Origin of the sequence: Salipiger abyssi (assembly GCF_001975705.1) — a bacterium.
In the GTDB taxonomy this organism is placed as follows: Bacteria; Pseudomonadota; Alphaproteobacteria; order Rhodobacterales; family Rhodobacteraceae; genus Salipiger; species Salipiger abyssi.
The window spans coordinates 2,608,535-2,632,579 of the sequence record NZ_CP015093.1 but is presented as its reverse complement, the minus strand read 5'-3'; the positions used below and the strand labels follow the sequence as shown (position 1 = coordinate 2,632,579).

Annotated in this window: 25 protein-coding genes; 11 read left to right on the top strand and 14 right to left on the bottom strand. The window is 65.3% G+C overall.

Features of this window, described 5'->3' with window-relative positions; genetic code table 11:
* The first annotated feature begins 249 nt into the window (after positions 1–249).
* Positions 250–1,179: an L-lactate dehydrogenase gene (locus Ga0080574_RS16340; RefSeq protein ID WP_076702078.1), complete on the top strand. Its 930-nt coding sequence runs from the start codon at positions 250–252 to the stop codon at positions 1,177–1,179.
* 36 nt (positions 1,180–1,215) lie between these two features.
* Here the strand turns inward: Ga0080574_RS16340 and Ga0080574_RS16335 are convergent, their stop codons facing one another.
* Together Ga0080574_RS16335 and Ga0080574_RS16330 are read right to left on the bottom strand one after the other, a co-directional pair.
* Positions 1,216–1,812, bottom strand: a complete 597-nt coding sequence (locus Ga0080574_RS16335; RefSeq protein WP_076702074.1) for a LysE family translocator — start codon at positions 1,810–1,812, stop codon at positions 1,216–1,218.
* A gap of 91 nt (positions 1,813–1,903) precedes the next feature.
* A complete protein-coding gene (locus Ga0080574_RS16330; RefSeq protein ID WP_076702070.1) occupies positions 1,904–2,128 on the bottom strand; it encodes a YdcH family protein in 225 nt (74 codons plus the stop codon).
* Positions 2,129–2,286: 158 nt separating this feature from the next.
* Between Ga0080574_RS16330 and Ga0080574_RS16325 the strand changes: the two genes are divergently transcribed.
* Both Ga0080574_RS16325 and Ga0080574_RS16320 read left to right on the top strand, forming a co-directional pair.
* A complete protein-coding gene (locus tag Ga0080574_RS16325; RefSeq protein ID WP_076702065.1) occupies positions 2,287–2,697 on the top strand; it encodes an Hsp20 family protein in 411 nt (136 codons plus the stop codon).
* A 3-nt stretch (positions 2,698–2,700) separates the two neighbouring features.
* Complete coding sequence (locus tag Ga0080574_RS16320; RefSeq protein WP_076702061.1) at positions 2,701–2,928, top strand: DUF1150 family protein; 228 nt, start codon at positions 2,701–2,703, stop codon at positions 2,926–2,928.
* A gap of 36 nt (positions 2,929–2,964) precedes the next feature.
* Here Ga0080574_RS16320 and ribD read toward each other — a convergent pair whose 3' ends face one another.
* The 9 genes from ribD to Ga0080574_RS16275 form a co-directional block, all read right to left on the bottom strand.
* Entirely contained in the window at positions 2,965–4,056 is a 1,092-nt protein-coding gene (gene ribD, locus Ga0080574_RS16315; protein ID WP_380658778.1) for a bifunctional diaminohydroxyphosphoribosylaminopyrimidine deaminase/5-amino-6-(5-phosphoribosylamino)uracil reductase RibD, read from the bottom strand.
* Positions 4,053–4,523: a transcriptional regulator NrdR gene (gene nrdR / locus Ga0080574_RS16310; protein ID WP_076702055.1), complete on the bottom strand. Its 471-nt coding sequence runs from the start codon at positions 4,521–4,523 to the stop codon at positions 4,053–4,055. The genes ribD and nrdR overlap by 4 nt, the downstream gene beginning before the upstream one ends.
* A gap of 200 nt (positions 4,524–4,723) precedes the next feature.
* Positions 4,724–5,131, bottom strand: coding sequence for a secondary thiamine-phosphate synthase enzyme YjbQ (locus Ga0080574_RS16305; protein WP_076702052.1), 408 nt, complete (start codon positions 5,129–5,131; stop codon positions 4,724–4,726).
* Between the two features lie 65 nt (positions 5,132–5,196).
* The gene (locus Ga0080574_RS16300) at positions 5,197–5,448 is read right to left on the bottom strand and encodes a hypothetical protein (RefSeq protein WP_076702047.1); all 252 of its coding nucleotides are present in this window, start codon (positions 5,446–5,448) and stop codon (positions 5,197–5,199) included.
* Positions 5,449–5,629: 181 nt separating this feature from the next.
* On the bottom strand, positions 5,630–5,914 hold the full coding sequence (locus Ga0080574_RS16295; protein ID WP_076702044.1) for an HlyU family transcriptional regulator: 285 nt from the start codon (positions 5,912–5,914) through the stop codon (positions 5,630–5,632).
* A gap of 19 nt (positions 5,915–5,933) precedes the next feature.
* Complete coding sequence (gene rpoD / locus Ga0080574_RS16290) at positions 5,934–7,925, bottom strand: RNA polymerase sigma factor RpoD (RefSeq protein WP_076702040.1); 1,992 nt, start codon at positions 7,923–7,925, stop codon at positions 5,934–5,936.
* A 142-nt stretch (positions 7,926–8,067) separates the two neighbouring features.
* Positions 8,068–10,014 carry a DNA primase gene (gene dnaG / locus Ga0080574_RS16285; protein WP_076706023.1) on the bottom strand — a complete coding sequence of 649 codons (1,947 nt, stop codon included), beginning with the start codon at positions 10,012–10,014 and terminating at the stop codon, positions 8,068–8,070.
* 168 nt (positions 10,015–10,182) lie between these two features.
* Positions 10,183–10,464, bottom strand: coding sequence for a hypothetical protein (locus Ga0080574_RS16280; RefSeq protein ID WP_076702036.1), 282 nt, complete (start codon positions 10,462–10,464; stop codon positions 10,183–10,185).
* Between the two features lie 84 nt (positions 10,465–10,548).
* A complete protein-coding gene (locus Ga0080574_RS16275) occupies positions 10,549–11,985 on the bottom strand; it encodes a Glu/Leu/Phe/Val family dehydrogenase (protein WP_076702032.1) in 1,437 nt (478 codons plus the stop codon).
* Between the two features lie 446 nt (positions 11,986–12,431).
* On the opposite strand from Ga0080574_RS16275, the gene Ga0080574_RS16270 reads away from it, so the two are divergent.
* Genes Ga0080574_RS16270 through Ga0080574_RS16260 form a run of 3 tightly spaced genes read left to right on the top strand, consistent with a single transcriptional unit; the run spans position 12,432 to position 15,026 of the window.
* Positions 12,432–13,757 (top strand): TadE/TadG family type IV pilus assembly protein, encoded by a 1,326-nt coding sequence (locus tag Ga0080574_RS16270; protein ID WP_237219268.1) that lies wholly within the window; start codon positions 12,432–12,434, stop codon positions 13,755–13,757.
* Positions 13,754–14,290, top strand: a complete 537-nt coding sequence (locus Ga0080574_RS16265; protein WP_076702024.1) for a TadE/TadG family type IV pilus assembly protein — start codon at positions 13,754–13,756, stop codon at positions 14,288–14,290. The genes Ga0080574_RS16270 and Ga0080574_RS16265 overlap by 4 nt, the downstream gene beginning before the upstream one ends.
* A 10-nt stretch (positions 14,291–14,300) precedes the next feature.
* Positions 14,301–15,026, top strand: coding sequence for a TadE/TadG family type IV pilus assembly protein (locus Ga0080574_RS16260; protein ID WP_076702020.1), 726 nt, complete (start codon positions 14,301–14,303; stop codon positions 15,024–15,026).
* 52 nt (positions 15,027–15,078) lie between these two features.
* Here Ga0080574_RS16260 and Ga0080574_RS16255 read toward each other — a convergent pair whose 3' ends face one another.
* Together Ga0080574_RS16255 and Ga0080574_RS16250 are read right to left on the bottom strand one after the other, a co-directional pair.
* Positions 15,079–15,573: a hypothetical protein gene (locus Ga0080574_RS16255; RefSeq protein ID WP_083716872.1), complete on the bottom strand. Its 495-nt coding sequence runs from the start codon at positions 15,571–15,573 to the stop codon at positions 15,079–15,081.
* A 21-nt stretch (positions 15,574–15,594) separates the two neighbouring features.
* A complete protein-coding gene (locus Ga0080574_RS16250; RefSeq protein ID WP_076702014.1) occupies positions 15,595–16,428 on the bottom strand; it encodes a prephenate dehydratase in 834 nt (277 codons plus the stop codon).
* A 128-nt stretch (positions 16,429–16,556) separates the two neighbouring features.
* Between Ga0080574_RS16250 and Ga0080574_RS16245 the strand changes: the two genes are divergently transcribed.
* From Ga0080574_RS16245 to Ga0080574_RS16225, 5 genes are all read left to right on the top strand, one after another.
* On the top strand, positions 16,557–17,072 hold the full coding sequence (locus Ga0080574_RS16245; RefSeq protein ID WP_076702011.1) for a c-type cytochrome: 516 nt from the start codon (positions 16,557–16,559) through the stop codon (positions 17,070–17,072).
* Positions 17,073–17,288: 216 nt separating this feature from the next.
* Positions 17,289–19,223 (top strand): extracellular solute-binding protein, encoded by a 1,935-nt coding sequence (locus Ga0080574_RS16240; protein WP_076702008.1) that lies wholly within the window; start codon positions 17,289–17,291, stop codon positions 19,221–19,223.
* 4 nt (positions 19,224–19,227) lie between these two features.
* Positions 19,228–20,313: a microcin C ABC transporter permease YejB gene (locus Ga0080574_RS16235; RefSeq protein ID WP_076702005.1), complete on the top strand. Its 1,086-nt coding sequence runs from the start codon at positions 19,228–19,230 to the stop codon at positions 20,311–20,313.
* 55 nt (positions 20,314–20,368) lie between these two features.
* On the top strand, positions 20,369–21,508 hold the full coding sequence (locus Ga0080574_RS16230; protein WP_076706022.1) for an ABC transporter permease: 1,140 nt from the start codon (positions 20,369–20,371) through the stop codon (positions 21,506–21,508).
* Positions 21,505–23,097 carry an ABC transporter ATP-binding protein gene (locus Ga0080574_RS16225; RefSeq protein WP_076702001.1) on the top strand — a complete coding sequence of 531 codons (1,593 nt, stop codon included), beginning with the start codon at positions 21,505–21,507 and terminating at the stop codon, positions 23,095–23,097. The genes Ga0080574_RS16230 and Ga0080574_RS16225 overlap by 4 nt, the downstream gene beginning before the upstream one ends.
* Here the strand turns inward: Ga0080574_RS16225 and Ga0080574_RS16220 are convergent.
* Entirely contained in the window at positions 23,094–23,981 is an 888-nt protein-coding gene (locus Ga0080574_RS16220) for an EamA family transporter (RefSeq protein ID WP_076701997.1), read from the bottom strand. The two genes, Ga0080574_RS16225 and Ga0080574_RS16220, sit on opposite strands and share 4 nt — an antisense overlap.
* Positions 23,982–24,045 lie beyond the last annotated feature (64 nt).

The following is a 24,045-nucleotide window of genomic DNA, read 5'->3' as shown; positions in this document are numbered from 1 at the left end:
GTTGGCGATCTGACTGAAGGACCTCTCGATTTATCCCTGCCAAGTCCGAATGACCTCAACACGAAGCGCAGACGTTACCAAATCGCCAGCCCGGGGGGCGGGCCGGCGATGGCGCGGCGGCTTCGCCTTGTTCCGCGCCGGGCAATGCTCCACCGCAGGATGGGTTTCCGCCCCACCGCCCCTTCCCCCTGTTCATCTCCCCTCCCCCGTGCAAGGCTGACCCCAAGCACCGGACACGGGAGAACTGCCATGAAGGTCGGAATTGTCGGCGCGGGAATGGTCGGATCGGCGGCGGGCTATGCGCTGGCGCTGCGCGGCGGCGCCAGCGAGGTGGTGCTGGTCGACCGCAATCTCGCGCTTGCCACCGCGCAGGCGGAGGACATTGCCCATGCCGTGCCCTTTGCCCATCCCTGCCGCATCTCTGCCGGCGACTACGACGCGCTGGAGGGCACCGATCTGGTGATCCTCGCCGCCGGTGTCGCGCAGAAACCCGGCGAGGACCGGCTGAGCCTGCTGTCGCGCAATGCCGATGTCTTTGCGCAGGTGATCGACGGCGTGCAGCGCGCCGCGCCCGAGGCGATGCTGCTGGTCGCCTCGAACCCGGTGGATGTGATGACCGACGTGGCGCTGCACGCCTCGGGATTGCCGCCGGAACGGGTGATCGGCTCGGGCACGATTCTCGACACCGCGCGGTTCCGCAGCCTGCTCGGCGGGCATCTCGGCGTGGCGCCGCAATCGGTGCATGCCTATGTGCTGGGCGAACACGGCGATTCGGAAGTGCTGGCCTGGGCGGCGGCGCGGGCCGGATCGGAACCGGTGGAGCACTTTGCGGTGCAGGTGGGCGCCGCGATCACCGGCGAGGTGCGCGCGCGCATCGACGAGGGTGTGCGCCGCGCCGCCTATCGCATCATCGAGGGCAAGGGCGCGACCTGGTACGGCATCGGTGCCGGGCTCGCGCGGATCGTGCAGGCGGTGCGCGACGATCAGCGCGCGGTGCTGTCGGTCTCGATGGCGACGCCGGAGGTTGAGGGGGTACGCGACGTGGCGCTCAGCCTGCCGCGCGTCGTGGGCCGCGCCGGCGTGCTGGCGACGCTGATGCCGGAGCTTGCCTCCGACGAGGCGACGGCGCTGCGGCGCTCGGCGGAGATGCTGAAGGAAACGGCGGAGGCGCTTGGTTAAGCGCGGCAATGGGCGGATTGCCCACCCCACGGGGCCTCAGCCGAGCAGCATCCACAGGGCAACGCCGGCGAGAACGAGTGCAAACCCCGCGTTCAGCCGCCGCGCCGCCCGCTCGCTGCGAAACAGCGCCGCGATCCGGTCGCCGACCACCGTCCAGCAGATGAAGGCCAGCAGGTTGTTCAGGGTGAAGACCGTGGTGATCAGCACCACCTCTGCGACCGGACCGAGCGGCGCGCGGCCAAGGAACTGCGCGAACATCAGCGCGATGATCACATAGGCCTTGGGGTTCAGCAGCAGCAGGAGCGCACCGTCACGCATCCCCGACAGGCCCGAGATGGCCTTGGACGAAGACGCCCCGGCGCGGGCGAGGCGCCAGGCGAGATAGAGCACATAGAGCGCGCCCGCCCATCTCAGCGCCTTGAGCAGCAGCGGCATCTGCCCGACAGCGCCGGCAAAGCCCAGCCCGATGGCGAGAGTGACCGCCCAGGTGGCCAGATGATAGCCAAGGCTCATCGGAATCGTGGCGCGCGAGCCAAAGCGCGCGCCGGTTGCGGCAAACACCATATTGGCCGGCCCCGGGCTGTAGGCCAGCGGCAACAGAAACACGATCAGCGACAGAACCACCTCGGCCATGCGACCTCCCTCATCCGGACATGGGGAGCTTGTCGGCCAATGGCGGCGGCCTGCGCGATCCGTTTCCTGCGCATTCGCGCAGGCAGGACGGTCAGGCGATGATATCGGGTGTCAGCCGGTCCTCGATCAGGGCGATTTTGTCCTTGAGAAACAGCTTCTTCTTCTTCAGCCGCTGCAAGGTCAGCTGATCGGCCACGCCGCGCTCGTGCAGGGCGGCAATCGCATCGTCGAGATCGCGGTGTTCGCGTCTGAACACCTCCAGCTCGACCCGCAACACCTCCTCGGTCTTCATCGAGATATCTTGCGGCGCGTCCATGCGGGGGATCTCCTTGCAGTGCAGGCGTTTAAAATAGCAACTCCCCACGTTTTGGCAAAGCCCTTGCGCATAATCCGCACGCTTCCCATATTCATGTGGTCGGGTTGCCGAAATTCGGGGCCCGGCATGGACGGTCGCTTTCTGTTAAGGACATGTCGATGAGCAAAATGACCCTGGGTTCCTACCCGCATATGCTCGGCTTCGAGCAGCTCGAGCGCCTGCTCGAACGTACTGCCAAGTCGAGCGAAGGCTACCCGCCTTTCAATATCGAACAGACCGCGGACGATTCCTACCGGATCACCCTCGCCGTGGCCGGTTTCTCGGAAAATGACCTGTCGATTACCGTCGAGGACCGCCAGCTGGTGATCCGCGGGCGGCAGCGCGAGGATGGCGCGGAACGCATCTTTTTGCATCGCGGCATCGCGGCGCGGCAGTTCCAGCGCAGTTTCGTCTTGGCCGATGGCGTGGAAGTGGGGGAGGCTGTGATGGAGAACGGCCTGCTGCACGTGGATCTCACGCTGTCGCGTCCCGAGACGGTGGTTCAGACGATCCAGATCAGAAAGGGGTAAGCCATGAATACCAAGTTCGAATTCAAACTCCCGGGCGAAGACCGCATCGTCTATGTCCGCCCCGTCGCCGCCGTGGATCTGCCCGAGGAAATGCAGAGCCAGCTCGGCGGGCTGGAGACGCTCTATGCCGTGCACAATTCCGATGGCGAACGGCTGGCGCTGGTCAAGGACCGCAAGCTCGCCTTCGTGCTGGCGCGGCAGAACGACTTTGCCCCGGTGACGGTCCACTAATCCCGCATCGCCCGGCCCCGCGCCGGGCGCTCGCGCTCAGCCCCGGCGCCAGCGATGCATGACATCCGCGCCGGTGGCCCGCACCTCCTCCAGCACGAAACGCGGCGCCTCCGCCAGACGGTCGACGCCCATGGCGCCGATGCCCGGGCGGCCCTCGGCCCCCAGCGCGATGCCGGCGGTGAAGCCCACCAGCTCATCCACCAGATCGGCGGCAAGCAGCGAGGCGGCGAGCTGCCCCCCACCCTCGCAGAACACCCGTGTGAGCCCCTGCGCACCAAGCGCCGCGAGCAGCGCCTGCGGGTCGATGCGCCCGCCCGACACCTCGCAGGGCAGGAGGAGTGCGCCGCAACTTTCCCAGGCGCGGCGGGTCTGCGACGCGGCGTCCGAGCCATGCACCAGCCACACCGGCACGTCGCGCGCGGTGCTGGCGAGCTTGCTCATCAGCGGCACGTCGATGAGGCGCGAGACCACCACCCGCACCGGCTGCCGGACCTCTCCCCAGCCGCGCACCGTCAGCGCCGGATCGTCGGCGCGCGCGGTGCCCGCCCCCACCATCACCGCGTCATGCGACGCGCGCAGGCCGTGCACGACGCGGCGCGCCTCGGGCCCGGTGATCCACTGGCTTTCGCCGGTGGCGGTGGCGATGCGCCCGTCGAAACTGTTGGCGAGCTTCAGCGTGACCAGCGGGCGCCCCTGATCGACACGCAGAAAGAAGCCGGCATGATCGCGCGCCGCCTCTTCGGCCAGCACGCCGGTGGTCACCTCGACGCCGTGCCGGCGCAGATGCTCGAACCCCTTGCCCGACACTCTCGGATCGTTGTCGGCCAGCGGTGCCACGACGCGCGCGATACCGGCACGCACAAGCGCCTCGACGCAGGGCGGGGTCTTGCCGTGATGGGCGCAGGGCTCCAGCGTGACATAGGCGGTGGCGCCGCGCGCCGCATCGCCGGCCTGCGAAAGTGCCAGCGGTTCCGCATGCGGGCGCCCGCCTTGTGCGGTGGCGCCGCGCCCCACCACATGCCCGTCCTTGACGATCACGCAGCCCACAGCCGGGTTGGGCCAGCACTGGCCCATCCGTCGCCGGCCCAGCCTCAGGGCATGGGCCATGTGGCGGGTGTCGTCGCTCACTTCTCCGCCGGGGCGGTCTCTGGACGCAATTCGCTGACGAATTTGTCGAAATCGTCGGCGGCCTGGAAATTCTTGTAGACGCTGGCAAAGCGCACATAGGCCACGGTGTCGATCCGGGCCAGGGTCTCCATCACGATCTCGCCGATCTGCTTGGAGGGGATATCGGTCTCGCCGAGGCTTTCGAGCCGCCGCACGATGCCGCTGATCATCTGGTCCACGCGCTCGGGCTCTATGGGCCGTTTCTGCAAGGCGATGCGGATCGAGCGTTCGAGCTTGTCGCGGTCGAAATCCTCGCGCCGTCCGTTGGTCTTGATCACCACCAGATCGCGAAGCTGCACGCGCTCATAGGTGGTAAACCTGCCTCCGCAGGCCGGGCAGAACCGCCGCCGCCGGATCGAGACATGCTCCTCGGCCGGTCGGGAGTCCTTCACTTGCGTATCGATATGTCCGCAAAACGGGCAGCGCATGGCCGTTCCCCTAATCTGTTCTTCTCTGCCTCGGTCGTGGGCTTTGTCCCCACTTATCCACAGCCACTATAGGGGAGCCGCCAGACATTGGGTAGAGGAGAAATTAGGCAACAAGATAAGGGGAAATGACAATAGGAAAAATCGCTGCGCCTTGTGAATATTCGTCGCTTCGGAAACGCAGACCAGTCTTGTCGCGCCGCCTACCCGCTCAGATGCGCCACAACCTGACGGCGATGCGGCGCGCGGCGGTGCTCGAAGAGATAGATCCCCTGCCAGGTGCCGAGTGCCAGCCGCCCGCCGCTTACGGGGATCGAGAGCGACACCGGCAACAGTGCCGCCTTGATATGAGCGGGCATGTCGTCGGGCCCCTCATAGGTATGGGTGAGATAGGACATGGACGGATCGTCCGAGGGCGGCACCAGCCGGTGGAAATAGGCGGTGAGATCGCTCTGAACCTCGGGATCGGCGTTTTCCTGAATGAGCAGCGAGGCCGAGGTATGGCGAACAAAGAGCGTCAGCAGCCCCGTACCCTCGACCCAGCCAGCCACGTCGCGGGTGAATTCGTAGAGCCCCGGCTCGGTCGTCGAAATCATGAAAGTCGTCTGCATCGCCGCTCCCGTTTGGTTCTGGATAGCGGCTCGCGTCGCACATCGCCAGAGCGCACGGTGCGGGATCAGGCCTCGACTGCCTCGCAGGCCACGCTGGGCAGATCAGAGGCCCTGTCGATGAGCATGGGCGAGCCGGAATCGGTCACGGCGGGCATCTGGCCGACCTGACGGAGCGTTTCCTCGCAATCGGCAAGTTCCTCGGGCGCCACCTCGATCACGATCACCTCCGGCTCATTGGTCATCAGCGCCTCTGTCGCGGCATAGGCGGCAACGGAAACGCAGGTTGCGGCAGCGGTCAGAACGATAAGGCGGGTCATTGAGATCTCCTTTCGGCTTGCAGACAGAACGCCACACTGCACGTGAATGTTCCGTGAGCGCCTTTCAGCGATACGCGCGCGCCGCCCGGCCCCGACGCCCGCGCCGCAATTTTTACCCGCAGGCAAACAAAAAACGCCGCCCCGAACCGGGACGGCGTTTCTGTTTACGTCAGAGGCGCGCTCAGCCGAACAGCCGCGCGCCCTGCTCGTCGATCATCTGTTTCGCCTTGCGCAGCGACGCCTCGACCGCGTCGTCGTGATCGCGCAGCACATCGGCGCGGATCAGCTTGTGGGTCTTCTCCTCGCCATCCACCTCGCCCGAGATCGTCGCGGCGACGCGGAACTGCCCGTCGGCGGCCATCGGCTCCGGCACGATGTGGAAGCCTTTGTATTCCACCGCCTCGGCCTGCGGCGCCGCCGCGCCGTCATCCGCGCCGCCGCCGAAGAGTTTTTTCCAGAACGACATGCTCAGCAGCCCAACGCGATCACTGATCCAGGAACGACCGCAGCTTGCGCGAGCGGCTCGGATGCTTGAGCTTGCGCAGCGCCTTGGCCTCGATCTGACGGATCCGCTCGCGGGTCACCGAGAACTGCTGGCCCACCTCTTCGAGCGTGTGGTCGGTGTTCATGCCAATGCCGAAGCGCATCCGCAGAACCCGCTCCTCACGCGGGGTGAGCGAGGAGAGCACCCGCGTCGTGGTTTCCTTCAGGTTCTCCTGAATGGCGGAATCCAGCGGCAGGATCGCGTTCTTGTCCTCGATGAAATCGCCGAGCTGGCTGTCTTCCTCGTCGCCGATGGGCGTTTCGAGCGAGATCGGCTCCTTGGCGATCTTCATCACCTTGCGGACCTTCTCCAGCGGCATCTGGAGCTTTTCGGCCAGCTCTTCCGGCGTCGGCTCGCGACCGATCTCGTGCAGCATCTGGCGGCCGGTGCGGACCAGCTTGTTGATCGTCTCGATCATGTGCACCGGAATACGGATGGTGCGCGCCTGATCCGCGATGGAGCGGGTGATCGCCTGCCGGATCCACCAGGTGGCATAGGTCGAGAACTTGTAGCCGCGGCGGTATTCGAACTTGTCGACCGCCTTCATCAGGCCGATGTTGCCCTCCTGGATGAGATCCAGGAACTGGAGGCCGCGGTTGGTGTATTTCTTGGCGATGGAGATCACCAGACGCAGGTTGGCCTCGACCATTTCCTTTTTCGCCTGACGGGCCTCTTTCTCGCCCTTCTGCACCTGGTTCACGATGCGGCGGAATTCGCTGATGTCGAGACCGACATACTGCCCGACCTGCGCCATGTCGGCGCGCAGGTCCTCGACCTTGTCGGTAAAGCGCTCGATGAACATCTGCCAGCCACGGCCCGGCTTTTCGGCCATGCGCTCCATCCAGTTGGGATCGAGCTCGTGGTTGCGGTACTCGTCGACGAATTCGCGGCGGTTGATGCGCGCCTGATCGGCCAGTTTCACCATGCTCGAGTCGATCGACATGATGCGACGGTTGATGCCGTAAAGCTGGTCGATCAGCGCCTCGATGCGGTTATTGTGCAGGTGCAGGCCGTTCACCAGCTCGACGATTTCCGAGCGCAGCTTCTGATAGCGCGCCTCGTCGCCTTCCGAGAAAGTGCCGTCCTCGTTCAGCGTCGCGCTGATGCGGGCATCCTGCATCTCGGCCAGCTCTTCGTAATCGCGGGCGATGCGGTCGAGCGTCTCCAGCACGCGCGGCTTCAGCGCGGTCTCCATCGCGGCCAGCGACATGTTGGCCTGCTCGTCGTCGTCCTCATCGTCCTCGCGGGCGATGGGGTTGCCGTCGGCATCGAGCTCGGGCTCTTCTTTCTTGGGCTTTTCCGAGGTCGCGGCGCCGGCATCGACAACCGCCTCCTGAAGATCGCCATCCTCGTCCATCTGGTTGCCGAAGGTGGTCTCGAGGTCGATCACGTCGCGCAACAGGATCTCTTCGGAGAGAAGTTCCTCGCGCCAGATGGTGATCGCCTGGAAGGTCAGCGGGCTTTCGCAGAGCCCGAGGATCATCGTGTTGCGACCGGCCTCGATGCGCTTGGCGATGGCAATCTCGCCCTCGCGGCTCAGCAGCTCGACCGAGCCCATCTCGCGCAGATACATGCGCACCGGATCGTCGGTGCGGTCGAGCTTTTCGGCACCGCCAGAGGAGAGCGCGACATCGCGGCCCTTGGAGGCGTCGACCAGCTCGGTCGAACCCTTGTTGGCATCGTCCTCGGAGTCGCTCTCCTCGTCGTCCTCGGTGACCTGGATGCCCATTTCCGAGAGCATCGACATCACATCCTCGATCTGGTCGGAAGAGACCTGATCGGGCGGCAGAACCTGGTTCAGCTGGTCATAGGTGATGTAGCCACGCTCGCGCGCCTCGGCGATCATCTTTTTGACCGCCGCCTGGCTCATGTCGAGGCTGTGCGCGTCGTCCTGAGTCTCGGGCTTGGCGTCGTCGTTATCTTTGGCTGCCATGAAGTGCTCCGTCAAAGGGAGGCGGCCCGATGGGCCGGCGGTCGCGCGGGTGAAGTGATTCGGTTCCGCGAATCATGCGGCGAATCAACTGATTCGGCCACCCGTTTACCCCGTTTTCCTCCAGTTTTCCCTACCTGCACAGCTAGTTCCCGTGCTTGGAAAAGCGAATCTGTTGCATGAGCGCCTCGAAAGCGCTGCGTTCGTCCTTGTCGATCCGCGCCCCGTTGGGCGCGAAATCGTAGTCCATCTCGTCCTCGTCCTTGCGCAGCACCGCCTGATTGCGGGCCTGTGCCGCCTGCGCGAGCCGCCAGGTCAGCGCCTCGTCGGCCAGATCTGCCAGATCCTCCTCGGCCTCGGCAATCTCGGCATCGAGCCCGGTCTGCGCGGCGATCTTCGCCAGCTCCTCGGCCACGGTCAGCCGGGCGAGTGTCGTGTCTCCGGGCTGGCGCAGGCAGGGAACGATGGCGACATGGCGTGCCGAGAGCAGGGATTCAAGGGCCTCGGCGCCGATTCTCTCCTCTGCGGTGGCGCGCAACGCCTCCGGCGTGCCGCCGGAATGGCCCAGCAGCACGTCGCGCAGCGCCGCGCGCTGCGGATCGGCGCAGCGCAGCGCGTCGAGCTGATGCTCGAATTCCGGGATCAGCTCCGGCGTGCAGAGCAGCACCGCGAGGATCACCGCCTCGCGCAGCTCCAGCTCCGCCGCCTCGCCGGCGGCCACCAGCAGCGAGCTCTTGGCGCTGGAAGTGGGCGGCGGCGGCGCGTTCCAGGCGCGCTTGCCAAAGCCCTTGCCGCGCGCCGGGCGCTGCGGGCGGAAGAGCTGCCAGCGCAGCTCCTTGATCTCGTCGCCGTAATGGCGCCGCAGGCCGGGATCCTGAATGCGCCGCAGCGCCTCGCGCAGCTGCGCATCGAGCGCCGCCTTGCGCTCGGGGCTGTCGAACACCTTGCCTTCCGTCTCGCGCCGCCAGAGCAGCTGCACCATGGGCAGCGCCGCGTCGAGGACCGTCTTCACCGCCCCCGCCCCTTCGGCGCGCAGCAGGTCGTCCGGATCCTTGCCCTCGGGCATCAGCGCGAACCGCAGAGATTTGCCCGCCTGCAGGAGCGGCAGCGCGAGGTCGACCACCCTGTAGGCGGCGCGCAACCCGGCCTTGTCGCCATCGAGCGCCACGATGGGCTCGTCAGAGATCCGCCAGAGCAGTTGCAGCTGCGTCTCGGTCACCGCCGTACCCAGAGGCGCCACCGAGGCGCCGAACCCCGCCTCGCTGAGCGCGATCACATCCATATAGCCCTCGGCCACGATCAGCGGCGCGCCCTTGCCCGCCGCCTCGCGCGCCGGCGCGTGATTATAGAGGTTGCGGCCCTTGTCGAAGAGCTCGGTCTCGGGCGAGTTGAGGTATTTCGCATTGTCGCGCGGATCCATGGCGCGCCCGCCAAAGGCGATGGCGCGGCCGCGCGCGTCGCGGATCGGGAACATGATGCGGTTGCGGAACACGTCATAAGGCGCCTTGCCGCGATCCGAGGGCTTGGCCAGCCCGGCGCCGAGGATCAGATCCTCCGCCACCCCCTGCCCGCGCAGGTGATCCCAGAGATTCTGCCAGCCCTCCGGCGCAAAGCCCAGCTCGAACCGGTCCTGCACCGGCCCGGTCAGCCCGCGCCGTTCGAGATAGGCCCGCGCCTCCGAGGCCGCGCCGCTGCGCAGCTGCATGCGGAACCAGCGCGTCGCCTGCTCCATCACCGCCGCCAGCTGCTCGCGTCGGTCGGCCTTTTTCGCCGCCTGCGGGTCGCGGGCGGGCATGGTCATCCCGGCCTCGCGCGCGAGGATCTCGACCGCCTCCATGAAGTCGACATTCTCCGTCTCCTTCACAAAGGAGATGGCGTCGCCCTTCGCCTGGCAGCCGAAGCAGTAGTAAAAGCCCTTGCGGTCGTCGACATGGAACGAGGCGCTCTTTTCCTGATGGAACGGGCACGGCGCCCACATGTCGCCCTTGGCCTGGTTCGACTTGCGGTTGTCCCACAGCACCTTGCGCCCCACGACCTGTGTCAGGCTCGTGCGGCTGCGCAGTTCATCCAGGAAACCGGGGGGCAGACTCATGGACTGAATATCGGGCCGCGCGGCCCCCGAGTCCAGAAGCCCGTGTTTCTTCTCTTGAGAAATACGCACGGCATGCCGGTGCCACATGCATCCCCGCCCGGCAGAGGCGTCAGCCCGCCACCTGCGCGCACAAATCCTGTGCGCCGCAGGCGCGCCGCGCGGTTGCGGCTATTGTGCAAGACACTGCGCCTCCCAGGCCGCGCCGACCTCTTCGGTCAGCTGTTCTTCGGGCAGGCCCCAGATCCATTCGGCCAGCATGTCGCCGGCAGTGCGGTCGAGCGCCTCGCGCAGCGCGCGGCGCGCCTTGGCTTTCGACTCGCCATCCTTGCGCGCCTGCACCGCGGTCATGACGATGTCTGCACTGGACTCGCATTGCTCTGTCTTGCTCTGCGCCACAACCGGCCCGGCCGACGCCATGGCCACCGCCAGGATCAATCCCGCTCTCAGCATCGCTTTCGCTCCGTCTTCATCGCGTTTTCCGCCCTGCCCTACCGCCCCGCGCAGCCAATGTCACGCAGGGCGACAGGGCGACAGTCACAGCCCCTTGGCGCGATAGCTCTTTGCGACGCGCTCGATGGCGACGATGAAGCCGGCGGTGCGCAGATCGGTGACATCGTTGCGCCCATGCCAGACCTCGCGCATCGACTGATACGCGATGCGCATCGTGTCATCGAGCCCCGAGCGCACCAGCTCCAGCTCGTCGGCGCCGCGCAGGTATTTCTGCTTGAAGCTCGGCGAGAGGTTCCAGGCATCGCCCATCGCGGTATCGAGACGCTCCAGCTCGTCGAGGACGAGCTGGTGGCGCGCCTCCTCCTGACGCCGCTGCATGCGACCGAAGCGGATATGCGAGAGGTTCTTGACCCATTCGAAATAGCTCACCGTCACACCGCCGGCATTGGCGTAGAGATCGGGGATGATCACCACCCCGCGTGAGCGCAGGATATCGTCGGCGCCGGCGGTGATCGGCCCGTTCGCCGCCTCCAGGATCAGGTTCGCCTGAATGTTGTGGGCATTGGTGAGGTTGACCACGCCCTCCAGCGCCGCCGGGATCAGAATGTCGCAATCGCTCTCCATCATCGCCGCGCCATCGGCGAAGCTATTGGCATCGGGATAGCCCGCAAGCCCGCCATGGCGGATCAGCCAGTCGCGCACCTTTTCCACGTTCAGCCCCTTGGGATCGTAGAGCGCGCCGTCGCGTTCGATGATCCCGGTGATCAGCGCGCCATCCTCCTCCGAGAGGAACTTGGCGGCGTGGTAGCCCACATTGCCGAGCCCCTGCACGATGATCCTCTTGCCCTCGAGCCCGCCGGTCATGCCGGCGGCGAGCACATCCTCGGGGTGACGGAAGAACTCGCGCAGCGCGTATTGCACCCCGCGCCCCGTCGCCTCGACCCGCCCCGCGATGCCGCCCGCGTTCAGCGGCTTGCCGGTGACGCAGGCGCGGGCATTGATATCGGTGGTGTTCATGCGGGCGTATTGATCCGACATCCAGGCCATCTCGCGCTCGCCCGTGCCCATGTCGGGCGCCGGCACGTTCTGGCTGGGATGGATCAGGTCGCGCTTGATCAGCTCATAGGCAAAGCGCCGGGTGATCTGCTCCAGCTCGTACTCGTCGTATTCGCGCGGGTCGATGCAGAGCCCGCCCTTGGAGCCGCCGAAGGGCGCCTCCACCAGCGCGCATTTATAGGTCATCAGCGCGGCCAGCGCCTCGACCTCGTCCTGATCGACCGCCGAGGCATAGCGGATGCCGCCCTTGACCGGCTCCATATGTTCGGAATGCACCGCGCGGTAGCCGGTGAAGGTCTGGATCTGGCCGCGCAGCCGCACGCCGAAGCGCACCGTATAGGTGCCGTTGCAGACCCGGATCTTCTCTTCCAGCCCGGGGGGCAGATCCATCAGGGCCGCCGCCCGGTTGAACATCAGATCGACGCTCTGACGGAACGTCGGCTCATTCGCCGGTGCAGCGCTCATGGTCTTTCCTCCCTTTCGTCCGGTTGCCCGTTATGGGTCATATCTTCCGGACTCACCTTTTAACCTTAGAGCCGCCCATTTCCGCGGCAAATCCCTTTTTCGCCTGATTTGCCCTGCGACGACAGCACTCCGTTAACCCTCGACCAGGGGATTGTTGCAGGCCCCGCAACAGAGCCGCGACGCCATCCGATCTGTTGATGAGAAATGAAGGAAATTCCCGAATTTCCCATCAAATGCGCCCTAATTTGGCCATCTTGGGAGAGCAAATATCGCGGCATCAAAATGTGTGTCTGTGGGGGCATACTCCGGGGTCGCCCGGAACGGAAGGAATCGGGATGAAACAAAAACGTTCTATCGAAAAGAGCGCTCATTTCCCACGGACAGCGACCGCCGTTTCGGCCCTGACGAGCCGTCTCCGCCGCTTCTCGGGAGAAGACGAGGGAAGCATGACCTTCATGGCCGTGGCCCTGGCGCTGCTGATGATCGTCTTCGGCGGTGTCGGCATCGACATGATTCACGCCGAGCTGCAACGCAACAAGGTTCAGAACACGCTCGACCGCGCGGTGCTTGCCGCGGCCGACCTCGACAACCAGCTCGATGCCGAAGGCGTTGTCGAAGACTACATGGAAAAGATGGCGCTGGGGGATGCGCTGGTCTCGGTCAACGTGAACGAGGGCCTGAACTATCGCACCGTCACCGCCGAGGGCTATTCGACGATGCCCTCGAACTTCATGTATCTGATCGGCGCCGACACGCTTCAGTCTTACGGGCTGTCCGAAGCCTCCGAGCGTATCAACAAGGTCGAGATTTCCATGGTGCTCGATATTTCGGGCTCGATGGACGACGGCAACAAGATGGAAGAGCTCAAAGACGCCGCGTCGGAATTCGTCGACACGCTGGTCAATGACGGCTCCGAGGATCTCGTCTCGATCTCGCTGGTGCCCTATTCCGAACACGTCAATGCCGGCCCGGAGCTCCTGAGCTATCTCAATGTGAACTGGAAGCACGGCTATTCCCACTGCATCGAGATGCCGGACAGCGTCTTCAGCTCTGCCGCGCTGGATTTCTCGCGCACCTACGACCAGATGCAGCACTTCCAGTGGAACTATGACGGCCGCAACACCCGCACCGACACGGTCTGCCCGCGCTACGACTACGAGCGCATCCGCGCCTGGAGCCAGGATGCCGATGCGATCAAGCGCCAGATCAGCCGTTTCCAGCCGCGCGCCGGCACCTCGATCTTCATGGGCATGAAATGGGCCACCGCCCTGCTCGACCCGTCGACCCGCCCGATTGCCAGCGGCATGATCCAGAACGGCACCGTCGACGCGGTGTTCGAGGGGCGCCCGGTCGATTACGACGACGATGAAGTGCTCAAGACCGTGGTCCTGATGACCGACGGTCAGCACGACCGCTCGAACCGGATCCAGAACTGGGCCTACAACTCCGAAGGCGAATACGCCCAGTGGGAGCGGTACAACCTCTGGTACTATCTCGACCGCTATGTGAGCTATTGGGAGCGCAGCAGCTTCTACTACCAGAAATACGATGCCACCACCGGCGACCGGCTGTTGAGCAATATCTGCACCGCCGCCAAGGATCAGGGCATCCTCATCTGGTCGATCGGCTTCGAGGTCAGCGACCATGGCGCCAACGTGATGCGCAACTGCGCCTCTTCGCCGGCCCACTTCTTCCGCGTCGAAGGCGTCGAGATTTCAGATGCGTTCTCGACCATCGCCCATACGCTAAACCAGCTGAGGCTCACGCAATGATCGGCTTCATCAAAAACACCCTGCGCCGTTTCCGTAACGGCGAAGAGGGCTCCGTGGTTGTTCCCTTCGCCCTCTGGACCCCGCTCATGGTCGGCATCGCGCTTTCGACAATCGAAATGGGTGCGCTGACCATCCGCCAAACGCAGCTGGAGCGCGCGCTCGACCAGACCATTCGCGAGGTCAAGCTCGGCACCGGTACGGCCTATACCCCGGAACAGCTCAAGCAGAGCATCTGCGACCGCGCCAACGCACTGCCCGACTGCATGAACAAGCTGCAACTGGAAATGGTCGGGCTGGACATGCGCGCCTGGGTCCAGCCGCCGGCCACCGTCGACTGTATCGACACCGCTCTGGAGGTCACGCCGCAGCGCACCTTCGAAGCCGGGCGCGAGCATGAGATGATGCTGCTGCGCGCCTGCTACAAGTACCGGCCCATCAGCCCCACCTCGTATCTGGGCAGCACGCTGCAAACCGATGCGCAGGGCTATACCGCACTGGTGTCGACCGGCACCTTCGTCCACGAACCGCAGTGAGGGTAGTGAGATGCTGAAAACCAAGATCATCCCCCGCCTGCGCCGCTTCACGCGCGACTCCGAGGGCTATATCACCGTCGAAGTCATGATCATGATCCCGATCCTGTTCGTGCTCTTCGCGGCATCGTGGGTCCTGTTCGACGCGTTCCGTCAGCACTCGGTCGATCAAAAGGCCAATTACGCCATCGGTGACATGCTCTCGCGCGAAACCGATGCGATCGACTCGGGTTATGTCGACAACGCTTTCCGGCTTCTCGGCCTGCTGACGAGGAACCCGGTCGAGTATGTCGCGGGCGCGACCAGCTACCCGCTCGACATGCGGCTTACCGTCGTGAGCTATCGTGAAAGCAACAATACTTATTCCGTGGAATGGTCTGCGGCACGCGGCGATGCGGTAGAACTCCGCACGCAGGACCTGGACGATTACCTGCCGCATCTGCCGGTCATGATGGACTCGGGCCAGATCATTCTGGTCGAAACCTGGGAGGATTATTTCCCGGTCTTCAATGTCGGGCTCGATCCGATGGTCATCCGCACCTACAGCTTCACCCATCCGCGCTATGCGCCGCAGGTGCTGTGGGCCGGCGAGAACAACGGCTGGGGCAATGGCGACCAGGATGCGCCGGGCGACTCGCTGTGCAACAACAACGCCGAGAACGCCACCGACTGCAACAACGAGGACGGCTCGAACAACATCGAACCGAACGATGGATACGGCTACTACTACGACTGGTGAGCGCAGCCCACCGACGATCCAGGCCCGGTCGCGCCCTGCGCGGCCGGGCTTTTTAGTCCAGCGGCAGCGCCCCGTCGCGCCGTGCCACTAAAAGCGCCAGCGCATCGGCCATCGGCTTGGTGTCGCGCCCGGCGGTCACACCGCCCACCGCAAGGCGCCGGCCCAGCCGCCACCACAGCCCGGGCTGCCAGGCGCGCGGCGCCGGGGTCCGCAGCCGCACCAGAAACCCGTTCGACGGCTTCATCGCGAACATCGAGCGGTCGACCTTCTCGATCTCCTCGACCCGCGCCAGAACCGCGCCGGTGCTGTCGCAGAGCATCTCCTCGGTGAGCAGCAGCGTGTGCCCGGTCGCGCGCCACATGAGCTGCGCCATCCAGAGCGCGCCCGCGCCCAGCAGCACCAGGAAGAGCTGCCAGTGCAGCCCCGAGGGCGGTTCGGTCACCGCGAGCCAGAGCAGCAGCAGCCCCAGCGCCCCCAGCGCGCCGACACCGATTGCCCGGCGCGGCCCCGTCGCCTTTACCCTCGCGATGATCTCGCCATCCGTCATGCGCCCCCCTGCCCTCATGCGTCAGTCCCGCCGCGGATCGCGGGGATAGACGCCGAGGATCTCCAGTTTTTCGGTGAAATAATCGAGCTCCTCGAGCGCCCGCTTCACCGGCGGATCCTCGGGATGCCCTTCGATATCGGCATAGAACTGCGTCGCGGTGAACGAGCCGCCGACCATGTAGCTTTCGAGCTTGGTCATGTTCACCCCGTTGGTGGCGAAACCGCCCATCGCCTTGTAGAGCGCCGCCGGGATGTTGCGCACCTGAAACACGAAGGTGGTCATCATGCCATGCTCGCCCCGGCGCGACAGATCCGCCTCGGGCTCCATGATCAGGAAACGCGTGGTGTTGTGCGAATGATCCTCGATATGGCGGGCGAGGATATTGAGCCCGTAGATCTCCGCCGCGAGGTCCGAGGCCAGCACCCCCACCTCGCGGGATTGTTCCGCCGCCAGCTCCGCCGCGGCACCTGCGCTGTCGGCGGCGGCCTCGCCGCGAATGCCGTATTGCGAGAGAAAGCCCGCCGCCTGCGGAATCAGCACCAGATGCGCGCGCACGACCTCCAGCTCTTCCAGCGCGACGCCGGGCAGCGCCATCAGGCTGATATGCACCCGCACAAAGGCCTCGTCGACGATGCGCAGCCCGCTTTCCGGCAGCAGCCGGTGGATGTCGGCGACCCGGCCATAGGTGGTGTTCTCCACCGGCAGCATCGCCAGCCGTGCCTCCCCCTCGCGCACCGCGCCGATCACGTCCTCGAAGGTGTGGCAGGGCAGCGCCTCCATGTCGGGACGGGCGTCGCGGCAGGCCTGATGCGAATAGGCGCCGAGTTCTCCCTGAAAGGCGATGCGGTTCTTCATGGTCGGGTCCGTTCAAATTTTTTCGACGCAAGAGCCCTTGCGCGTTTGGTCGCGGCTTCTATACCTTGCCAGACGGCAAGGGAAGCCGTAGACACCCGCGCGAGGGATATCTTTGGGGTACGCGACAAATGCTTGACACGATGACGATTACCAAAGCCGTGGGCGGCGTGTGCGGCGCCCTGCTGATCTATCTGCTGGGCAGCTGGGTCGGTGATACGCTGTTCAGCATGGGTGGCGGTCACGGCGGCGAACAGGTGGCGTCTTACGTGATCGAGACCGATGACGGCGATGCCGGCGCCGCCGAGGAAGAGCCGATGGATTTCGCCACGCTGATGGCCTCCGCCGACGCCTCCAAGGGTGAGCGCGTCTTCGGCAAATGCCGCGCCTGCCACAAGATCGACGGCAGCAACGCCACCGGCCCGCATCTCGACGGCGTCGTCGGACGCCCGATCGACGCGGTGGACGGCTTTGCCTATTCCGGCGCGCTGGAGCAGGTGGGCGAGACCTGGACGCCGGAAAACCTCTTCCACTTCCTGGAAAGCCCCCGCAGTGCCGCGCCGGGCACGATCATGAGCTTTGCCGGCCTCAACAAGCCCGAGGACCGCGTGAACCTGATCGCCTATCTGGAAAGCCTGGGCGGCTGAGCCGGGCTTTCGCACCGGCGCGATCTGCCGCAGGTGCATGACGCCGCTTTTCGAACCGCCGCCTCCGCAGGGAGCGGCGGTTCTTCGTATCGCACGGCTGGCATCCGCAAAGATCACGTTTTCGAAACTTGAACATCCGCTGCCCGTCATCCTAGCCTAAGTGACAAGAGACGCAGACAGGCGCCCGTTCCAAGGCCCGCAACAGGAGAGAGCACGATGACCAAAGACCCGGCAAGCCTTCTCACCAGACGCCAGGCCATGGGCCTGATCGGGGGCGGCGCGATGGCGACCGGTTTCGGAGGTCTGCCGCGCACCGGCTGGGCCGCCACCGATGTCGCGCAGGAGATGATCCGCAGCCACGGCTACTCCTTCTACAACGATCTGAAATATGCCGCCGATTTTACCCATTTCGACTATGTGAATCCCGATGCGCCGAAGGGTGGGGAAATCTCGCTCAGCGCACGCGGCACTTTCGACGGTTTCAACCGCTGGGCCAGCAAGGGCCGCGCCGAAGGCAATTCCAACGTCGTCGCCGAGGCCATGTTCGGCGACATGCCCTTCGAGGGCGGGCTGCCGGCGGATTCGATCACCGATGCCTACTGCCTGCTGGCCGAAAGCGTGGAATACCCCGCGTCGCAGGAATGGTGCGTGTTTCACATCCGCCCCGAGGCGCGCTTTTCCAATGGCGAGAAGGTGACCGCGCAGGACGCGCTTTTCACCCACAACCTGTTTCTCGAACAGGGCATCCGCAGCTATGCGCGCGGCGTCAAGGAACGCGTCGCCGGCGTCGAAGTGATCGACGATCTGACCATCAAGTACAGTTTTGTCGACGGCATCTCGCGCCGCTCGCTGATCAGCCAAGTCGGCGGCACACCGGTGTTCTCGCAAGCCTGGTACGAAGAGACCGGCGAGAGGCTCGACGAGCCGAGCCTGCTGTCGCCGATGGCCACCGGTCCGTGGCTGGTGGGCGATTACGAGATCAACCGTTACGTGGTTTATGAGCGTAACCCCGACTACTGGGGCTGGCATCTGCCGATCAACAAGGGCCGGCACAATTTCGATCGCGTCCGGATCGAGTATTTCGCCGACGACGCCGCCGAGTTCGAGGCGTTCAAGGCAGGCATCTACACCTTCCGCCCCGAAGGCAGCACCAAACGCTGGGCCACCGGCTACGATTTCCCGGCGGTCGAGAACGGCACGATCAAGCGCGAATCCCTGCCCGACGGCGCGCCGCCCACCAATACCGGCTTTGTCTTCAACACGCTGCGCGCGCCGATGGACGACAAGACCGTGCGCGAGGCGCTGGCACTGGCCTTCAACTTCGAGTGGACCCGCGAGTCGCTGCAATACGGCCTGACCACCCAGCGCAATTCCTTTGTCGAGGGCACTGAGATCGAGGCCAAGGGCGTCCCGGAAGGCGCCGAAAAGGCGTTTCTGGAATCGCTCGGCGACGTGATCCCGCCCGAGATCTTCGAGGAAGAGGCCGTCATGGCCCATACCTCGGATCCGGACACACCGGCAGACCGCCGCAATATGCGCCGGGCGCTGCGCCTTCTGGCCTCCGCCGGCTGGGAGGTCGGCGACGACGGCAAGCTGCGCAATGCCGAGGGCGAGCCGCTGACACTGAAGCTGATGCTGTCCTCGGGCACCTCGGACACGGTGGAGGCGATGGCCACCACCTATGTCGGCACACTCACGACCTTCGGCGTCACCATCGAGATCGACAAGGTCGATTCTGCGCAATACGCGCAGCGGTACTATGACAAAGACTTCGACATTGTCTTCTTCCGCTACAACACCTTCCTGGCGGCGGGCACCGGGCTGAAGCAGATGTTCGGCTCCGACGCGGCGGTGGTGTCCTCTTACAACCCCGCCTCACTGCAAAGCCCGATGGTCGATGCGATCATTGAGGCGGCGCTCATGACCGAGACCCGCGAGGACGAGATCGTCGCCCTGCGCGCGCTCGACCGGGCGCTGCGCTGGCACCGGGTGATCGTACCCGCGGGCTATGTCGCCGAGACCTGGATCGCGTCGTATGACATGTACGAGCACCCCGAGACGCTGCCTCCCTATGCGGTGGGCTATCTGGATTTCTGGTGGCTCAATCAGGAAAAACACGAGGCTCTCAAAGCCGCTGGCGTGCTGAGGTAACCCGTTGGGCGCCTATATCCTAAGACGACTGCTGCTCATCATCCCCACGCTGCTGGGGATCATGATCATCAATTTCGCCCTCGTCCAGTTCGTGCCCGGCGGCCCAGTCGAGCAGGTTCTGGCCCAGATGCAGGGCGATGGCGACGTGTTCTCCGGGTTTTCCGGCGGCAGCAACGACACCGGCGAGCAGACCTTCGGCTCCGACAGCGATTATGTCGGCGCACGCGGGCTGCCCAAGGAGTTCATCGAGGATCTCGAACGGCAGTTCGGGCTCGACAAGCCGCCGCTGGAGCGCTTCCTGAATATGATGTGGAACTACATGCGGCTGGATTTCGGCGAGAGCTATTTCCGCTCGATCTCGGTCACCGATCTGGTGCTGGAGAAAATGCCGGTGTCGATCACGCTGGGTCTCTGGTCGACGGTGATCGCCTATATCGTCTCGATCCCGCTGGGCATCCGCAAGGCGGTAAAGGACGGCTCGGCCTTCGACACCTGGACGAGCGGCGCGATCATCGTGGCCTATGCGATCCCCGGCTTCCTCTTTGCCATCCTGCTGCTGGTGCTCTTTGCCGGCGGTTCCTACTGGCAGATCTTTCCGCTGCGGGGGCTGACCTCGGACAACTGGGAGACGCTGAGCTGGCCGGCAAAGATCGGCGATTACTTCTGGCATATCACCCTGCCGGTGCTGGCCTCGACGATCTCGGCCTTTGCCACGCTGACGCTGCTGACCAAGAACAGCTTTCTCGACGAGATCAAGAAGCACTACGTCATGACCGCCCGCGCCAAGGGGCTGACCGAGCGGCGGGTGCTTTATGGGCATGTCTTCCGCAACGCCATGCTGATCGTCATCGCGGGCTTTCCGGCGGTGTTCATCGGCGTGTTCTTCTCCGGCTCGCTGATCATCGAGACGATCTTTTCGCTCGACGGGCTGGGCCGGCTCGGCTTCGAGGCGGCGGTGGCGCGGGATTATCCGGTGGTCTTCGGCACGCTCTTCATCTTTGGCCTGATCGGGCTGGTGGTGGGGATCATCTCCGACCTGATGTATGTGCTGGTCGATCCGCGCATCGACTTCGAGAAACGCGAGGGCTGAGGTGAGTTACGAGCCCGACACCGTGGGCGGCATCCGCCCCCAGCCCGAGCCCGGCATGGCGGTCGAACCGCAGCCAAGGCCCGGGCGCTTTGCGCTCTCGCCGCTGAACAAGCGCCGCTGGCGCAACTTCCGCAAGAACGGCCGCGCCTTCTGGTCGCTGGTGATCTTCCTGATCCTGTTTATCGGCTCGCTCTTTGCCGAGTTCCTCGCCAATGACAAACCGATCCTCGTCAGCTATCGCGGCGAGCTGCGCATGCCGATCTTCCAGTTCTATCCGGAGACCGCCTTTGGTGGCGATTTCCGTACCGAGGCGGTCTATCGCGACCCCGAGGTGCAATGCCTGATCAAGACCGGCGGGCTGGTGGATTGTTTCGACACGCCCGACGAGCTGATCGCCGCGGTCGATGCCGGCGACGATCTCGGCGCGGATGTGCAGGCGGGCTGGATGATCTGGCCGCCGATCCCCTACAGCTTCAACACCCCCGTGGACCGGCCCGGCGCCGCCCCCCTGCCCCCCAACGCGCAGAACTGGCTCGGCACCGACGACACCAAGCGCGACGTCACCGCGCGGGTGATCTACGGCTTCCGCCTGTCGATCCTGTTCACCCTGATCGTGACGGTCTTCGCATCGATCATCGGCATCGTCGCGGGGGCGCTTCAGGGCTATTTCGGCGGCTGGCTCGACCTGATTTTTCAGCGGGTGATCGAGATCTGGTCGGCGACGCCGTCCCTCTACGTGATCATCATCCTCTTTGCGATCCTCGGGCGAAGTTTCTGGCTGCTGGTGATCCTGACCGTGCTCTTCGGCTGGACGGCACTGGTGGGGGTGGTGCGGGCCGAGTTCCTGCGCGCGCGCAATCTTGAATATGTGCGCGCGGCCAAGGCGCTCGGCGTGTCGAACATGACGATCATGTTCCGCCACATGCTGCCCAACGCGATGGTGGCCACGCTGACCATGCTGCCCTTCATCGTCACCGGCACGATCTCGACGCTCGCCGGGCTCGATTTCCTCGGCTTCGGCCTGCCCTCCTCGGCGCCGTCGCTGGGCGAACTGACGCTTCAGGCCAAGCAGAACCTCCAGGCGCCCTGGCTCGCCTTCACCGCCTTCACCGTCTTCGCGCTGATGCTCTCCCTGCTGGTCTTCATCTTCGAAGGCGTGCGCGATGCCTTCGACCCGAGAAAGACCTTTTCATGAGCCCGCTGCTTGAGGTGAAAGATCTCGCCGTCACCTTCCATCAGGACGGCCGCGAGATCCGCGCCGTGAAGGGCGTGAGCTTCGACGTGCAAAAGGGCGAGACGGTTGCGCTGGTGGGCGAAAGCGGCTCGGGCAAGTCGGTCACGGCGCTCTCCACCGTGTCGCTGCTCGGCGACGCAGCAAAGGTCACCGGATCTGTGCGCTACAAGGACCATGAGATGGTCGGCGCGCCCGACAAGCTGCTGCGCGACATGCGCGGCAACGATATCAGCTTCATCTTTCAGGAGCCGATGACCTCGCTCAACCCGCTGCACACGCTGGAAAAGCAGCTCGGCGAAAGCCTGGCGCTGCATCAGGGGCTGACCGGCGAGGCGGCGCGGGTGCGGATCCTCGACCTGCTGAGCCGGGTGGGCATCCGCAATCCGGAGACGCGGCTCAATGCCTATCCGCACCAGCTCTCGGGCGGGCAGCGGCAGCGGGTGATGATCGCCATGGCGCTGGCCAACGGGCCGGACCTGCTGATCGCCGACGAGCCCACCACGGCGCTCGACGTGACCATTCAGGCGCAGATCCTCGACCTGCTGGCCGAGCTCAAGCAATCGGGCGACATGAGCCTGCTCTTCATCACCCACGATCTGAACATCGTGCGCAAATTCGCCGACCGGGTCTGCGTGATGAAGAATGGCGAGATCGTCGAACAGGGCAAGACCGCCGAGATATTCGGCAACCCCCAGCACGACTACACGCGCATGCTGATCTCGGCCGAAAGCACCGGCCAGCCCGATCCGGTGACGCCCGGCGCCGAGGAGATCGCCCGCACCGATCACCTCAAGATCTGGTTCCCGATCCAGAAAGGCTTTCTGAAAAAGACCGTGGGCCATGTGAAGGCGGTGAACGACGCGAGTTTCGCGGTGCATGCGGGCGAAACGGTGGGCATCGTCGGCGAGTCCGGGTCCGGCAAGACCACGCTGGCGCTGGCGGTGATGCGGCTCATCCAGTCCGAGGGCGGCATCACCTATCGCGGGCAGGATGTGCGCGGCTGGTCGACGCGGGAGCTGCGGCGGCTGCGCTCGGAGATGCAGATCGTGTTTCAGGACCCGTTCGGCTCGCTCTCGCCCCGCATGACCTGCGAGCAGATCATCGCCGAGGGGCTGGGCGTGCACGGCTCGCCCGACGGCAAGCCCAAGGCGCAGGCGGTGGAGGAGGTGATGCGCGAGGTCGGGCTCGACCCGGCGACCAAGCACCGCTATCCGCATGAATTCTCCGGCGGCCAGCGCCAGCGCATCGCCATCGCGCGGGCCATGGTGCTGCGGCCGCGGCTGCTGGTGCTGGACGAGCCGACCTCGGCGCTGGACATGACGGTGCAGGTGCAGATCGTGACGCTGCTGCGCGAGCTTCAGCGCAAATACGATCTCGCCTATCTGTTCATCAGCCACGACCTGAAAGTGGTGCGCGCCATGAGTCACAAGATCATCGTGATGAACCAGGGCGATGTGGTCGAGATGGGCGATGCGGAAACCGTCTTCGCCAATCCCGAAACCGACTATACGCGCAAGCTCTTCGCCGCGGCCTTCGATCTGGCCGGTTAGGCCCGCCCAAGAAATTTCGTACGAAATTTCTTGGGCCCCGGCGCCGCCGCTTTCTGCCCGAGCCAGACCGAGCCAAGCACCAGGACCGCCCCCGCCGCCTGGAGCGGCGACAGCCCCTGCCCCAGCACGGCCCAGCCCAGAACCACCGCCGAGAGCGGGCTGAGAAAGCCGAGCCCCGCAACGGCGGCGGGGCCGAGCTTGGCGATGCCCCGGAAAAACGCCCAATAGGTCAGCGCGCCGCCCACGAGGCCCAGCCAGAGCAGCCCGCCCAGGGCGGCGGCATCCATCTGCGGCAGGCGCGGGTCGATGACCAGCGCCAGCGGCACCAGCAGCACACCGCCCGCCGTAAGTTGCCAGGCGGCAAAGCTCAGCGGCGGCACCGGCGGCTGCCAGCGGCGGCTGAGCACCGTTCCCGCCGCCATCGACAGCGCCCCCAGCAGCGCCGCCGAGATCCCCACCGGATCGAGCCGCGCCTCGGGGCCGAGGATCAGCATCCCCACCCCGAACAGCCCCGCTAGGGCGGCCAGCACCGAGGCCAGCCGCAGCGGCGTGCCCAGCCAGAGCGCCGCGAGCAGCAGCACGACCAGCGGCTGCACCGCGCCCAGCGTCGCGGCCACACCGCCCGGCAGGCGGTAGGCGGCGATGAACAGCGCGCTCCAGAACAGCGCAAAGTTCAGCAGCCCCAGCACCGCCACCCGTCCGAGCCAATCGCGCCCGGGCAATTGCCGCGTCACCGCGAGCAGCAGCAGCCCCGCCGGCAGCGCCCGCAGCGCCGCCACCGTCAGCGGCGGCGCGCCCGGCAGGAACTCGGTGCTGACGAAATAGGAACTGCCCCAAACAATCGGAGCCAGCGCGGTCAGCGCGATATCGGTTGGGCGGGACATGGGAGCCTCACTATCTTGATGTCGAGATATAAATCTTGACGTCAAGATAATGAGGAATACCTTG